General features: G+C 63.2%; 6 protein-coding genes. 1 reads left to right on the top strand and 5 read right to left on the bottom strand.

Annotated features, from left to right (window positions below):
- Positions 1 to 37: 37 nt before the first annotated feature.
- From ISS99_RS05005 to ISS99_RS04985, 5 genes are all read right to left on the bottom strand, one after another.
- On the bottom strand, positions 38 to 445 hold the full coding sequence (locus ISS99_RS05005; protein WP_204630501.1) for a hypothetical protein: 408 nt from the start codon (positions 443 to 445) through the stop codon (positions 38 to 40).
- Positions 415 to 669, bottom strand: a complete 255-nt coding sequence (locus ISS99_RS05000) for a PadR family transcriptional regulator (RefSeq protein ID WP_204630500.1) — start codon at positions 667 to 669, stop codon at positions 415 to 417. Before ISS99_RS05000 ends, ISS99_RS05005 begins: the two co-directional genes overlap by 31 nt.
- Before the next feature lie 210 nt (positions 670 to 879).
- Positions 880 to 2,637 (bottom strand): ShlB/FhaC/HecB family hemolysin secretion/activation protein, encoded by a 1,758-nt coding sequence (locus ISS99_RS04995; RefSeq protein WP_239537692.1) that lies wholly within the window; start codon positions 2,635 to 2,637, stop codon positions 880 to 882.
- Complete coding sequence (locus ISS99_RS04990) at positions 2,634 to 12,386, bottom strand: YDG domain-containing protein (RefSeq protein ID WP_204630499.1); 9,753 nt, start codon at positions 12,384 to 12,386, stop codon at positions 2,634 to 2,636. Before ISS99_RS04990 ends, ISS99_RS04995 begins: the two co-directional genes overlap by 4 nt.
- A gap of 920 nt (positions 12,387 to 13,306) precedes the next feature.
- A complete protein-coding gene (locus ISS99_RS04985) occupies positions 13,307 to 14,077 on the bottom strand; it encodes a response regulator transcription factor (protein WP_204630498.1) in 771 nt (256 codons plus the stop codon).
- Positions 14,078 to 14,357: 280 nt separating this feature from the next.
- Between ISS99_RS04985 and ISS99_RS04980 the strand changes: the two genes are divergently transcribed.
- A complete protein-coding gene (locus ISS99_RS04980; RefSeq protein WP_204630497.1) occupies positions 14,358 to 15,281 on the top strand; it encodes a LysR family transcriptional regulator in 924 nt (307 codons plus the stop codon).
- Positions 15,282 to 15,551 lie beyond the last annotated feature (270 nt).

Genomic DNA, 15,551 nt, shown 5'->3' with positions numbered 1-15,551 from the left:
GTGCGCCATCTCCTGCGTTCCGTCGTAGCGTGAGCCGCTATGGTGCGGACCCGGGGCGATGCGCGGCCGACAAGCCGACACTGTGAAGAACCATGAGCACGATGCGCTCCTGTTGGTAGGGCTTCTGAATAATGAAGATGCCGACCGCCAGCATGACCGACGCGGCACTCAGCCCGCATAGCGCACGCAACGTGCTGCGCGCCGAAAACGTCGTGGCCAGTTCGTGGACCGCCCTCTCTCTGACGGCGAAGAGCGTGCAACCGAGCACCCATCGCCACCTGGCGAGCTGCGTGTCGATATAAGCCACCTCGTTGAAGGTGGCATCGGCCCATTCTTTGCGGTGCGCCGGCAGCATCCAGGTCGCGAAGCGAATGGCCGCCGTCAGTGCCCTGGACTTGGCGCCGTCGTCACCCATCAGGCGCGCCCCGGCGACAGCGGCCGCCATTTCACCTGGCTCGCACGCACGTGCTCGGTCGCGTAAGCCGCCCCTTCCGCAGTGAGGCGATAGAGCTTTCTGGGCGGACGGCCTTGATGCGGCGACGGCTCCCACTTGGATTCGACCATGCCCCGATCGCTCAAGCGCATGAGGATGGGATAGAGCGTTCCCGAAGGAAGCCCGGTCTGCTCCGACAGGTCGTAGCCGTGCAGCCACTGAGTACGCTGCGACATCAGTGCTGCCAGGAGCATCACGGTTTGCGCAGAGGGGGCTCTGAAGGGTGCCATGGATTAAGTCTACATATATCGATATGCGGACGCAAACCCGGCCCAAGCGCCCGCGAAGACGCGATGCGGAGACTGCGGCAAGGCGGAATCAACGCCTCCGCCAAATCGCGCGCCTCCGACCTGCGTTATCGAAGGCGCACGCTTTACGGTTCCCTATCAGTAAAACCCTTTCTGCACCTGGAGCCAGAACCGTGCCGACGTGTCGACGTGCGGGCCGGCCAGCTCCGGCTTGTTGCCGATGGGCACTGCCACGCTGGTGGCAACCACCCAATCGTGCGAAGCGGACCAATGCAGCCCAAGGCCCGCACTGTTGAGGCGCGCACCGTTCACGCCCGGCAGGAAAGGATCCTTGTACGCCTGCACGTGTCCGCTGTCGACAAACGCCGAAGCCTGCCAAGGTCCAGGCAATAGCGAAAAGGTGAAATCGTGGCGATACTCGATGGTCGCCAAGTTCCCTTGCGCGCCGGAAACCACGCCGACGTCATAGCCGCGCACCGTGTTGGGGCCGCCAAGGTAGAACTGCTCGGAAGTATCCAGGTTCTTGTTGGAATGCTGCCCCGAAAATCCGAAATACAGCGCGTTGGTGGTGTCGAGTTGCTGCAGCCGCGAGATGGAGTAATCCCATTTGACGAAGTTGCCTGCAGTACGCGCGCCGAAATAGTCGGCGAACAGGGTCTGGAAGTTGTCCAGATACAGGCGTCCATACGTGCCGCTGACGTTGAAATTGGTAATGCCGCTGCTATCGCGCTGGTCGCCGGCTACCGTCAACACCCAGTTGTTTTCGTGGCGATGGGTTTCCAGGCCGGCTACGTCGATGTCGTCGTACAGGCGCTTGTGATCGAACTCGATCTGCGCATACAGGTTGCCGCGGGTATTGCGAATGAACGGCTGCGACAGGTTGACGCTCTGCGTCGTGGCCGTGCCATGCGCTTGCAGGTCGGACAAGCCGTTGCCCAGCTTGTAATCGAGGCCGGTCAAGCCCAAGCCCAGCGTCGTGCCCTGCCCGGTCAGCAGATAACGGTAGCCGAGGTGACCGTAGTTCATGTTTTCGCCGGAACTGACACCGCTGAAATCGAGCAGATCGCCTTGATGGAACAGGCCGTTGACGTCGAACGTGCCGGAAAGACGCAGGCGATCGGTGTAGGCATTGCCGTAATTGTCCAGGCCCAGCGTGCCGGTGTAGCGCGGCGCGGAGGTGACATCCACGACCAGGTCGGAAGTACCTTCCGCATCGCCGGGGCGCATCACGGAATTGACGATCGCGCCAGGGATGTCCGACAACAGCAACAGGCTGCGCTCCAGGCCGTATTCGCTTACCGGATTTCCCGGCTGCAGCGGCGACAGCGTGGCGTTGAGCGGATAGCTGCCTACGGCGCTCTGGTTTTGCAGCACCACTTTGCCGTAGCGCGCTTCCACCACCGAGATACGCACCACGCCATTGCGCAGGGTCTGCGCCGGCACATAGGCCACGGTAAGCGGGTAGCCGTGATCGTGGTAGTAGGCGCTGATCTTGTCCGCCAGATCATCCAGATCGTTGAGGCTCAGCTCGCGCCCCTCGGCGGATGCCACCAGCGCATGCAAGGCGGCAGCCGGCAACAGCTTGTTGCCGTCGATCTCGATGCTGCGGACTTGAAACTTGCTGTTGTCCTGCGAGCGCTGGGTCTTTTGTTTCTGGATATTCAGATCCAGGTCGGATGAAGGCTGCTGCGCGGGCTGCTGCATTTGCTGCAGCAGCTGGCCGCTATTGGTTTGCGGCGCAACGACGTGCGTTTGCGCATGTACGGACGGGACGCACAGGGCAAGCGCGGAGCAAAGCAGGGAAAGACGCAACGTGGCCGTACGTGGCTCGATTTTCATGAATTCACCGGGGCGATGGGACAGCTTGGCGTGGTGCAAGGAGAAGCGAAACATCATGGCGACGCATCCGTGGGCAGACGTACACCGCTGCCCTGCAATTTCAGGGCAAGACCGGAACGGAAATCGGTGCGCGCGCGGTTGCGCTCGATCGGGCGATGGCGCAACTGATGGTTGCCGCTGTACACGCCGACCGTGTCCATGTCGGCGGACCCGTAGGGCGTGGCAATCGGCGTGGACTGCAAGCCGGCCTGCATCTGAGCAATCCAGCTGCCCTGCACGCCGGTGCCGGCAAAGCCGGCGCTGGTGATGTTGGCCGTGGCGGTCGTGGTCGGATCGACGATCAGGTAATTGCCCGCATCCGCGCCGCTCGCCGTGATGCCGCTGACGGTGACGGTCTTGCCGTTGCCGACATAGGGATCGGCGAAATTGGCCGACCCGTCCGTAACCGTTACGGCATCTCCCGGCAACACGCCGTTGACCGTGAGCGCAACGACATCGCCCACCTTCCCGTTGTACATGCGATTGGTACCGGTGGCGGTAACCTCGATGGCCAGCGGTGTGATATCCGCGGTCAAGCCGGTCGGCTGCACCAGGATGTAATTGCCGGCATCGCCGCCGCTGATGGACATGTCGGTGGCGACCGATTTGCCATTGCCCACGTTCTTGTCGCCGAACTGGCCGACGGTGGCGTTGCCAAGCACGACGTTGTCGCCGCCGAACACGCCGCTGAGCGTGGCGCCGCTCAACGCATCGTTGGTCGTGCCGTCATACACGCGATTGCTGGTGGTGGTACCGATCACCGTCAGCGTGGCGGGCGTGATGGTCACCCAATCGATACCGCCGGCCAGCGTGTAGTTGCTGCCCAGCCCGGTGCCGTTGCCAAGCACCAGCGAACCGAGATTGGCAAAGCGCCCTTGCGCACCGACATTCTTGCTGCCGAGCACGCCCGAACCGCTTACCGTCACGGTCTGGCCGTTCAGGCCGGCGAGCACGCCGTCGTTGCCGAACAGGCTGGCATTTGCGTCGGTGCTGCCGTCGTACACGCGCGTGCCGGTGAGGTTGAGTACATACGGATTGATCGTCGCGCTGGTCGTGGCCGTGCTATTGAAGCTGTAGTTGCCGGCGTCGACGCCGGAGGCGGTAATGCCGCTGACGGCGATCGACACGTTATTGCCAGCATTGGGCGAGCTGAAATTGGCAGCGCCATCGTGGAAGTTCACCGTGTCGCCCTGCAACACGCCATTGCTGGCCAGGCTTACGCCGGCGGTGCTGTCGGTGTCATAGGTCTTGTCCTGACCAGTGGCGCTGACGGTGATGACCCGCGGCGTGATGACGATCGCATCCGTACCGCCGACCAGCGTGTAGTTGCCAGCCAGGGCCGAACCGTTGCCGGTCAGCGCCAGCGTGTTGAGGTTGAAGTCCGCGCCGGTGTAGTTGCCCACGTTCTTGCTGGAGACCGTGCCTGCGCCACTCAAGGTTAGCGTGTCGCCATTGATGCCGTTCAGCACACCGCTGCTGCCGAATAGCGCCGCGTCGGCTCCCGTGGTGGCGTCATACACGCGCGTGCCGGAGAGATTGAGCACGTAAGGGGTAATCGTGCCGGCAAGGCCGGCCGGCTGCACCAGCGTGTAGTTGCCCGCATCGGCACCGCTGACGCTCATGCCGGTGCTGACCGCGATACCCGTGCCGGCGTTCGGCGATGCGAAAGTACCGGTGCTGTCGTTGCCCAGCGTCACGTTGTCGCCGCTGAACACGCCTTGCAGCTGCGAGCCGCTCAACTGGGCCGTGGTGTTGCCGTCGTAGGTCTTGGTCCCTACCGCCGTGCCGTTCACGGTCAGCGTGGCCTTGGTGATCGTCAGCGCATCCGTACCGCCGACCAGCGTGTAGTTGCCGGCCAGGGCCGAGCCGTTGCCAGTCAACGCCAACGTGTTGAGGTTGAAGTCCGTGCCGGTGTAGTTGCCCACGTTCTTGCTGGACACCGCGCCGGCGCCGTTCAAGGTCAGCGTGTCGCCATTGATGCCGTTCAGCACACCGCTGCTGCCGAACAGCGTCGCATCGGCTCCCGTGGTGGCGTCATACACGCGCGTGCCGGAGAGATTGAGCACGTAAGGGGTAATCGTGCCGGCAAGGCCGGCCGGCTGCACCAGGGTGTAGTTGCCCGCATCGGCACCGCTGACGCTCATGCCGGTGCTGACCGCGATACCCGTGCCGGCGTTCGGCGACGCGAAGGTACCGGTACTGTCGTTGCCCAGCGTCACGTTGTCGCCGCTGAACACGCCTTGCAATTGCGAACCGCTCAGCTGAGCCGTGGTGTTGCCGTCGTAGGTCTTGGTCCCCACCGCCGTGCCGTTCACGGTCAACGTGGCCTTGGTGATCGTCAGCGCATCCGTACCACCGACCAGCGTGTAGTTGCCGGCCAGGGCCGAACCGTTGCCGATCAACGACAGCGTGTTGAGGTTGAAGTCCGNCTGAGCCGTGGTGTTGCCGTCGTAGGTCTTGGTCCCTACCGCCGTGCCGTTCACGGTCAACGTGGCCTTGGTGATCGTCAGCGCATCCGTACCACCGACCAGCGTGTAGTTGCCGGCCAGGGCCGAACCGTTGCCGATCAACGACAGCGTGTTGAGGTTGAAGTCCGCGCCGGTGTAGTTGCCCACGTTCTTGCTGGAGACCGTGCCGGAACCATTCAAGGTCAACGTGTCGCCATTGATGCCGTTCAGCACGCCTGCCGTACCGAACAGGTTGTTCGCAGCACCGGTGGTGGCGTCGTAGACGCGCGTGCCGGAGAGATTGAGCACGTAAGGGGTAATCGTGCCGGCAAGGCCGGCCGGCTGCACCAGGGTGTAGTTGCCCGCATCGGTACCGCTGACGCTCATGCCGGTGCTGACTGCAATGCCGCTGCCGGCATTGGGCGATGCGAAGGTACCGGTACTGTCGTTGCCCAGCGTCACGTTGTCACCGCTGAACACGCCCTGCAATTGCGAGCCGCTCAACTGAGCCGTGGTGTTGCCGTCGTAGGTCTTGGTCCCCACCGCCGTGCCGTTCACCGTCAACGTGGCCTTGGTGATCGTCAGCGCATCCGTACCGCCGACCAGCGTGTAATTGCCGGCCAGGGCCGAACCGTTGCCGGTCAGCGACAGCGTGTTGAGGTTGAAGTCCGCGCCGGTGTAGTTGCCCACGTTCTTGCTGGACACCGTGCCGGAACCATTCAAGGTCAGCGTGTCGCCATTGATGCCGTTCAGCACGCCTGCCGTACCGAACAGGTTGCCCGCAGCACCGGTGGTGGCGTCGTAGACGCGCGTGCCGCTGAGGTTGAGCACGTAGGGCGTGATGGTTACCCAATCCGTGCCGCCGGTGAGGGTGTAATTGCTGGCCAGCGCAGTGCCATTGCCGGTCAACGTAAAGCCGCCCAGCCCGCCTCCTGCAAAAGCCTGGTGCGTGCCGGCATTGGCGGTGGAGAGTGTGCCAACCCCGCCCAGCGTCAGCGTTTCGCCGTTCACGCCGGTCAGTACGCCATCGTTGCCGAACAGGCTGGCATTCGCACCGGTGGTGGCGTCGTACACGCGGCTTCCGGTGAGATTGAGAACGACCGGGGTGATATTCGCCGTCGTCGTGGTAGACGTATTGTTGAGCGTGTAGTTGCTGGCGCTGGCGCCGCCCAGCGAGATACCGCTGACCGTTACGGTCTTGCCGTTGCCCACGTTGGCGTCGCCGAAAGTGGCCGAGCTGTCGCTGATGGTGACGTTGTCGCCCACCAGCGTGCCCGCCAGCGTGACTGCATCCGTCACCGAGCCGTTATAGACGCGATTGGTGCCCGTGGCAGTAACGGTGATGGCGAGCGGTGTGATGTTGGCGGCAATGCCGGTGGGCTGCACCAACGTATAATTGCCTATATCGGTGCCGCTGACCGTCATGTTGGTGCTGACGGCAATGCCGTTACCCACATTCTTGGTGGCGAACGTACCGGCCGCGTCGTTGCCGAGCGTGACGTTGTCGCCCGAGAACACCCCATTCAACACGGAGCCGCTCAGCGAAGCTGCGGTGGTGCCGTCATATACCTTGTCGGCAGCGACGGTGCCGCTTACGGTGAGCGTGGCCTTGTTGATCGTCAACTTGTCAGTTCCGCCGACCAGCGTGTAGTTGCTGGCCAGGGCCGAACCGTTACCGGTCAGTGACAGCGTACCGAGGTTGAACTGCGAGGTGCCGGTATAGCTGCCGACGTTCTTGCTGGACACGATGCCCGACCCGCCCAATGTGAGCGTTTCGCCGTTCACGCCGGTCAGCACGCCACTGGTGCCGAACAGGTTGGCATTGGCGTCGGTATTCGCGTCGTAGATGCGCGTACCGGTGAGGTTGAGAACGCGCGGCGTGATGTTGGCCGTGGTCGTGGTGGACGTGTTGTTAAGGGTGTAGTTGTTCGCGCTGGCGCCGCTCAGCGAGATGCCGTCGACCGTTACGGTCTTGCCGTTGCCCACGTTGGCATCGCCGAACGTGGCCGAGGTATCGTTGATGGTGACGCTGTCTCCCGCCAGCGTGCCGGCCAGGGTCACGGCATCATTCAAGGTGCCGTCGTATTGGCGGTTGGTGCCGGTGGCAGTGACGGTAATGGCAAGCGGCGTGATATTGGCGGAAATGCCGGCAGGCTGCTGCAGGATATAGTTGCCCGCATCGGTGCCGCTGACCGACATGTTGGTACCGACGGCGATGCCGTTACCCGCATTCTTGGTGGCGAAGGTGCCGGCCGTATCGTTGCCGAGCGTGACGCTATCGCCTGCAAGCACGCCATTGAGCACCGAGCCGCTCAGCGACGCCGCGGTGGTGCCGTCGTAGACCTTGTTCGCGGCAACCGTGCCGCTGACGGTAAGCGTTGCCGGCGTAATGACCAGCGTATCGGTACCGCCGATCAGGGTGTAGTTGCTGGCCAGCGCAGAACCATTGCCAGTCAGCGCCAGCGTATTGAGGCTGAATTGCGACGCACCGGTATAGGTACCCACGTTTTTGCTGGACACCGTGCCCGCACCGCTCACGGTCAGGGTGTCGCTGTTGAGGCCGGCCAGCACGCCGCCGTTTCCGAACAAGGCAGCGTTGGCACCGGTCGTCGTGTCGTAGACGCGCGTGCCGCTGAGGTTGAGCACATACGGCGTGATCACGCCATTATTGCCCGTCGCCGACGTCGGCAGAATGTAGTTGGACAGCAACGTACCGCTATTGGCCACGAAGTCCGACACCACCAGGGTCGACTGCACGCCCAGCCCGGTGCCGGCATTCGGCGTCACGTAGTTGGCCGTGGCCGATTGCGGAATCGAAGCGCCCTGCCCGTTGACGAAACCGGTCAAGGTGTAATCCGACGCGGTAAGCGTGGCCGAATTGGTGCCGTCATAGACCTTGGTGGGGCTGCCGGTGATCGTGGCGACGAGCGTCGCCGGCGTGATGTTCGCCGTGAGACCGCCAGGTTGCGCCAACGTGTAGTTGCCCGCCTGCGCACCGCCCAAGGTAAAACCGCCGGTACTGACGGCGAGATTGTTGCCGACGTTGGCCGTGCTGAATGTGCCGGCCGCACCGCTCGTGCCCAGGGTCACCGTGTCGCCGCTGAGGATGCCTTGCAGTGCGGCACTACCGGTATTGAGCGTATCGGCGAGCGTGCCGTCGTAAACCTTGTCGCTGGCCGTGACGCCGCTGATGGTCAGCTGCGCCGGAGTGATATTGGCCGTCAGGCCGCTGATCGGCTGCAGGCTGTAATTGGCCGCGGCACTGCCGTTAATGGAGAAACCATTGGCGGTAACCGCGATACCGTTGCCGACGTTCGACTGGGCAAACGTGCCGGAGGTGGAGGTAACCAGCGTGACATTGCCCGCGTCCGAAGCCACCAGCCCGGCTAGGCCGGCAGCGCCCGTGCTCAGCGTGTCGCTCGTATTGGTGTCGTAGACCTTGCCGGTGGCGTAGACACCCGTTATGTAGAGCGGCGCCTGCGCGATGTTGCCAAGGCCGGTTGCCGTGTTCGCCAGCGTGTAGTTGGACAACAGCGTGCCGCTGGCGGGAGTGTAATTGCTGGGCGTGACGGTACCGTTGATCGCGATATTGCTGCCGGCGTTCGCCGAGGCATAGTTGAACGAAGCAGTCGGCGTGATCGTGGCGCCTTCGCCGCTGACGAAGCCGTTGATCTGGAAATTGGATGAATTGAGCTGCGCAAACGTGCTGCCGTCATACACCTTGTTGAGGTTGCCGACGAGGCTGATCGACAACGGCGCAGGCGTAATGCTGCCCGTGGTGTAAATGGTGCTGGGATAGGAGTAATTGCCGGCACAAGCCGAGCCGCTACCGCAGGTAAAGGTGAAGTCCGAGCTGTTCAGCGTAACCTGGAACGGCTGGTTGTTTGCGACGTTCTTGCTGGCGAAATAGCCGATGATGTTCGGATTGACGACGGCGGTATCGCCATTTTTGAAACCGTTCAGCACAAAGTCCTGGGCGCCGCCTACGTTGAGCTCATAGGTATTGGTCCCATCGTAGAGCCTGCTGATGGTCTTGTTGAGGCTGGCAATGAGGCTGCCGGCCAACGGTGCCTGCGTGATCGTGCCGTAGCCGTTGGCGACAACCGTCAATGCATAGTTCGACAGCAGGGTACCGGACCCCGCGGTGAAATCGGCGCTGGTAAGCGCCGCGCTGACGCCCTCGATACCGGCATTGGCCGATGCATATTGGCCGGTTGCCGGATTAACCGTAATGCTTTCCCCGTTAATCACGCCCGACACGGTGAAGTTACTGCCGCTGAGCGCCGCCGTGGTGTTGCCGTCGTAGACCTTGGTGGGATTGTCGACGATCGACACCACCACCGGCGCCGGGTCGATCGTGCCCAACCCCGTCACCGTGCTGTTAAACGTGTAGTTGGACAGCTTGGTGCCCGAAGCGACCGTGAAATCGGAGGGCTGCAGCGTGGCGGTGACGTTGATGTTGGTGCCGGCATTGACCCCGCCATACACCGCAGGACTCTGCGATACGGTCGCACTCTCGTTGCCGGCGAACCCGGTGATGACGAAATCGCTTTGGCTTAGCGTGGCGGCGTCGGTGCCGTCGTAGATTTTGGTGGGACTTCCGTTGAAAACGACGCTCAACGCCCGGGGCGTGATGTTGGCCACCAGGCCGGTCGGTTCCGTCAGCGTGTAGTTGCCCGCCGCGGCACCGCTCAGGCTCATGCCGCTCGCCGTCACCGCAAGACTGTTGCCCACGTCCGACTGGCTGAAGGTGCCGGTGGCGGAACCGGCCTGCAGCGACACGACGTCGCCGGCCACCACGCCATTGAGCGTGGCGCCGGTCGTATTCAGCGTATCGGCCGTCGTGCTGTCGTACACCTTGTTGTTCGCCGTCACGCCGCTGACGCTCAGCGCTTTCTGCGTGATGTTCGCGGTCAGGTTGGTCGGCGCAATCAACTGGTAATCGCTGGCCTTGCTGCCATTGAGCGAAAAGCCGCTGAGGCTGACCGCAATATTGTTGCCCGCATTGGCGCTGGCAAAAATGCCGGTAGCGCCTGAACTGTTGAGCGTGACGTTATCGCCCGCGATCACGCCATAAATACCGGCATTGCTGAGGTTCAACGTATCGGCGGCGCCGCCGTCGTACACCTTGTTGTTAGCCAGTACGCCGCTGAGCAACACCGGTGCGGGCGTGATCGTGCCCAGGCCGGTGGCCGCGGTGGGCAGCACGTAGTTGGAAAGATTGGTGCCGCTGTTGGCGGCGAAGTTGGTGATGGTGAACGTCGCGTTGAGCTGCTGGGAGCCGGCATCCGCACCGGCATAGGCGATCGAACTGGGCTGGTTGACCGTAGCGCCCTGCCCGGCGACAAAACCGGTGAGCTGGTAATTGGACGAACCCAGTGTCGCCGTGGTGGTGCCGTCGTAGACCTTGCTGGGGTCGCCGATGATCGTTGCCGTCAACACCGCCGGATTGATCGTGCCGATATTCGCGGTCGCCGATCCGGACAGGCCGTAGCCGTAAACCGGAATGCCGGCACCGTTGACGATGCTGAACCCGGACGCCGCGGACGGCGTGGTGACGGCGATGTTCGAACCTGCATTGGCCGACGCATACGTGCCGGTTGCCGAAGCGATCGTGTCTCCGTCGATCAGGCCGCTGGTGGTGAGATTGGAGGCCGCCAGCGGCGCGCTGGTGGTGCCGTCGTAGCTCTTGGTTACCGTGCTGGTCAGTCCCGACACGGTCAGCGTGGGCGCTACGCTATAAAGAAAGCCGTTGCCCGAGGCTGCAGCTGCAGTCTGATACGGCGCGTTGTACTGGATGAAATTCGGCGTGAGGCCGCCAGCGGTATCGAGCGTGGGATTGGTGGAATAGATCAGCCAGGGCGAGGAGGTGCCCGTGCTAACGGCGGCGCTGCCCGCGTTGTTGACGAAATTCGCGCCGGTGGCCAGCGTCACGCCTGCACCGCCGACGATCGATGCGCCGCTGGCGATGGTGAGATTGGCGCCCGCGGCGTCCATCACCACCTTGCCGGTGCCGCTCACCTGCGCATTGACGTTGATGCCGTGATAGGCATCGAGCTCCAGCGTGGCGTTCGCATTGTTCCAGCTGATCGCCGCATTGACGTTGATGTCGCCCAGGCCGGCGCTTTGCGTGCCCGCACCGGTTGCGCCTGTCGAGGTGGTCTGCTCCGTGACGCTGGTGCCGCCGTTGAGCGAATTGGAAATGGTGGTAGCCGCGGTGCTGTCGATGGTGAGATCGACAGGGTCGACCAGCCAGGTGCCGGCCTTGCCTTGGGGTGCCGCGGCAGTGACCTGCGCATCGCCGGCCACGCTGAAATGGGCGGCGGAGGTTTCGATGGAACCGCCGCTGCCGCCGTTGGGCGCACTCGCATCCAGCGTGCCGCCGACATTCACCTGTCCCGCCGTCATGCCGCCCAGCAGGGTAATGGTGCCATTGTGGTTCTGTACGGTCTGCGCCTGCACCCTGCCGGTGTTGTTCACCACGCTGGCGAGCAAGGCATCCTTGGCGCCGGCGGTCATGATCACGCGGCCGCCGTCGGCGACGATCAACTGGCGATTTTCCGCCAGGTTGTTCAGCGTGCTCCGATCCACCTGCAGATGCACGATCTGGCTGCCGGAAAAGGTCAGCGTGACGGCGCTGCCGCCGGCAAGCGCCACGGTACCGAGCTGCGCCGTCACCGTTCCCTGGTTGGAAACCTGATTGCCCAACAGGGCGACGTAACCGCCGTTGGCGGCGGTAATGGTGCCGCGATTGACGATGCTGCCCTTGCCCGAGCCGCTGAAACTGCGCTCGCTGCTGCCGAGCGTGCTGTCATCCACGTCCAGCGTGGAAGCAACCAGGCCGCCTACGTTCACCTGCGAACCCTGTCCGAACAACACACCGTTGGGGTTGATCAGCCACACCTGGCCGTTGGCGTTGAGATGCCCGTAGATGTCGCTGGGCGTGCTGCTGAAGATGCGGTTGACTGCAATCGCATTGCTGCCCGGCTGCAGGAAGTTCACCGTTTGATCGGCGCCGATGTCGAAGCTCTGCCAGTTCAGGCTGAGGGTCGAACTGTCCTGCCGGATCGTGGTGACGTTGCCTACTTGCTGGATCTGGCCGGCACCGGACACGATCTGGCCGCCGGTCGGCCCGTTGCCTGCGTGCACCAGCCCCGACATGCCCAGCGACACGGCCAGCAGCGAGAGCGCCAAGGCGCGTTGCCCGACCACACCGCGCTTGCGCGACCCGCCGCCCACGCGCGTGGCATTCGCCAGCTCCGAAGCCGGCACCCATTGGGAAAGGGAACGGTTCCAGCACAGCCTGTAAATGTGGTTCATGAGTTCAACGCGCCTTTTGAGGGTTGATCGCGAGGCCAAGCAGCGTTCATGCCTGCATGCAAGGCCATCGGGGAAATAGGCAAATGAGCGGATCGATGGAGCTGGACTGACCGGTTGAATGCGCCGTGAGCGGCCGCAGGGGCGGTCGCCGTACCGCCCCTGCTCCGCCGATGGCCAACGAACAACCGCGACAGCGAATGGCGCGCACAGCCGGATGTGACGCAAATGCGCACAGTGCGCATGCGAATGGTCCAGCTTGGATCTCGTGGTGATTCGTTCCGGCTCGCGGGACATCAACCCGAAGCCCGATCACCCGCGCGATGTTTTCGCGCACGCCATCGAGGACGCCGGCGCTATCCGCGTCGTCGCCTTGAACGGTCCTGGAAGTTCACGTGAAGTCGCCTGTCCATTGCCAACACCCCCTGCTGAGTAAGCTCCGGCAAGCGCGGCCCCGCACGCACCATGCATGCGGCAGGCGCGCGTGCTGCCCGCACCCGCGGGTGGACTGGTCGATTGATGCGAAAGTAGCGACCCCCAGCCCATTCGGAAGTCTTCCGAATGGCGCATCGCGCACGATGCCATTCCAATGGCAGCGGCGCGACTTTTTCTTCGATAAACGACGCGTAATCCGTTGCTCCGGATCCACCAGCGTGTACGTATGCTATGAGAGAAAACGCCGGACCCAAAGGCGCAAACCCGGGAAATTGCGTCTCGCCATGCGTGACAAAAGGGTACTCCGGCAAAAGTCCATCGTTCGCACCTTTTGCGGCAACTTCGCATTTTTACGGCGGCTTGCACCGGTTTGCGCACGATGTCGATGAAGGCCGGCGGCTTTGCGGCGGCGGGTGTGAAGCAAGTCGATGCCCGGCGATTTTTTTGCAGAAGGTGTCACCCTTTCCGCACGAAGGTGTCCAAACCGCTCAAGCGGCCGTGTCACCGTGTTCCTGCAAACGGCGCCGGAATGCACTCGGCGTGACGCCCGTGCGTTCGCGAAAAGCCGTGGTGAAATTGCAGGCGCTGCGAAAACCGACCTGCTCGGCGATGTCCTGCATGCTCATGCGCGAATCGGACAGCAGTTCGCGTCCGCGTCGCAGCCGTTCGTCCCTGATCCAGGCAAACACTGTCACTTGCAGGTATTGGCGAAAAATGGCCGAAAGCTTCTTGTCGTGCGTCCCCACCTTGTGCGCGATCTCGGCAAGCGGCGGCAACGCAGCAAGGTTGCCCCCTATAAAACGCATCGCCGCGCGCAAGATCACTTCATCGGGCGACAGCAGCTCGGGCGGCGTCGATGGTTCGGTTGCGGCGGTACGCGACGCCAGCCGCAGATGGATGCGTACGCGCGCCAACACCTCGGCAGGCAGGCATGGTTTCAGTACGTAATCGACGGCGCCGTGCAGCAATCCTTCCAGCCGCTCGTCCTCGGTGCCGGCGGAGCTGAGAAAGATGATCGGGATATCGCGCGTGCGCGGCGACTCCTTCAGCAACCGACTGCCGGCAAAACCGTCCACGTGCGGCATCCGCACGTCCAGCAGGATCAGGTCGGGCGACAGCGCCATGGCGCGCTCGTAACCCTGCCGCATATCGGTCGCCACGTTCACGCGCAGTTGCTCGCCACGAAAGAGCTCGATAACCGCGCGTATTTCCTCGGGCTGGTCGTCAATGACCAAAATGAGTGGTTGATTCTGCGCCAACGTCTTGCCGCCCCTGTTCGGCTCCTGTTGCAGCCAGGGGCTGTTCGCCTCATTTGCGGCCGTGCAAACGAGGCAACCAGGCCCTGTCCATGGCGTCGAATGCCGCCACGTCCTGCCGCATTATAGGCAATCGGGCACCGCACTCCCTTCCCCCAAAGGTCACGTCACCTCCCGCAAAAGTCCGTCTCGCCAGGCGCGACTATGCTCTCGCCGCTCTTGGCTATTGGCGCTCTTTGGCGCCAACGGCATGACTTACGCGACGACACAGGGGGAGTCGCAAGTGGATAACCCAGACAATCTGGTGGACTTGTATCTGTTGACCCTGGTGGTAGAAGCCGGGGGCTTTTCTGCCGCCGCTCACCGCGCGGGGACCACCAAATCGCGGCTCAGCCGTCGGATCATCGAACTGGAGGAAAGACTCGGCGCCCAGCTCCTGCATCGGAATGCGCGCCGCTTTTCCGTTACGGCGGTCGGCGAACAGGTCTACCGGCAAGCGCTCTTGATTCGCGAAGCGGCCGCCGCAGCACAAGCTGCCGCCGCCGAAGTAAAAGGTTCGCCTGGCGGCCACGTGCGCATTCACGCGGACAGCCGCCTGCTGCCCCTGCTGGAAGGCATGCTGGAGGGTTTTTCGCATCATCGGCCGCACACCCGGATCAGTGCCATACAGAGTGACGAGGGCGTCGATGCCTTGCTGGAGCAGCGCGCCGATATCGTGCTCTGCATGGACCACACGTTACCCGACAGCGCCGATATCGTCGCGCGCGCCCTGGGCAGCATTCGTCAGGTGCTGGTAGCCAGCCCGCGACTGCTCGCACAGACAGATCATCCGGATCATCCGGATTCGATTCCCGACCAGCACTACCTCAGCCACACCCGCGCAACGACGTCGCGGCATCCCAGCTCCGCGTCACGCCGGCGCCAGTCTCCGCGCTTCACCAGCAACCACGTTTCGACGTTGCTGGCGGCAGCCAGGGCCGGCATGGGTTATGCGCGATTGCCGCTCTATCTCTGCCACGCAGACCTGGAGACCGGCCGCCTGCGCACGGCATTCGAATCGCACGCAGCGCCGCCGCTACCGCTGCACGCATTGACTTTGCAGGAAAAGGCGATGAGCCAGGCGGCAACGAGTTTCGTGCAGTTTGCACGAAAGCATCTCGCGCTTTCGCAACCGCCAGGCATTACGCCGGTCGACAAGATTGATTGAGCGTTGCATCCAGCTTTACAACCTCGGAGCAGCTTTCACACCCGCAACGCTCTACCGGCGCAAAGCGCCGGCACCGAGTGCGCGCACGGACGCGCGCCGCTCTTCCCGGGGCCCCTTCGACCCTTCACGCACTTGCCGGGCACGGATGCCCGGCGAGCGCGCCCTGGGGGTGCCCTTCTCTTTGGTTGGCGGTCTCTAGACTCAAGTGCAACACCCCCAACCGAGGTGCTGCATGGCGAGGAATTACAGTCATCTAAGTGCCGAAGAGCG

Origin of the sequence: Dyella mobilis (assembly GCF_016904945.1) — a bacterium.
GTDB classification, from domain to species: Bacteria; Pseudomonadota; Gammaproteobacteria; order Xanthomonadales; family Rhodanobacteraceae; genus Dyella_B; species Dyella_B mobilis.
This window is presented reverse-complemented; position numbering and strand designations above follow the sequence as displayed.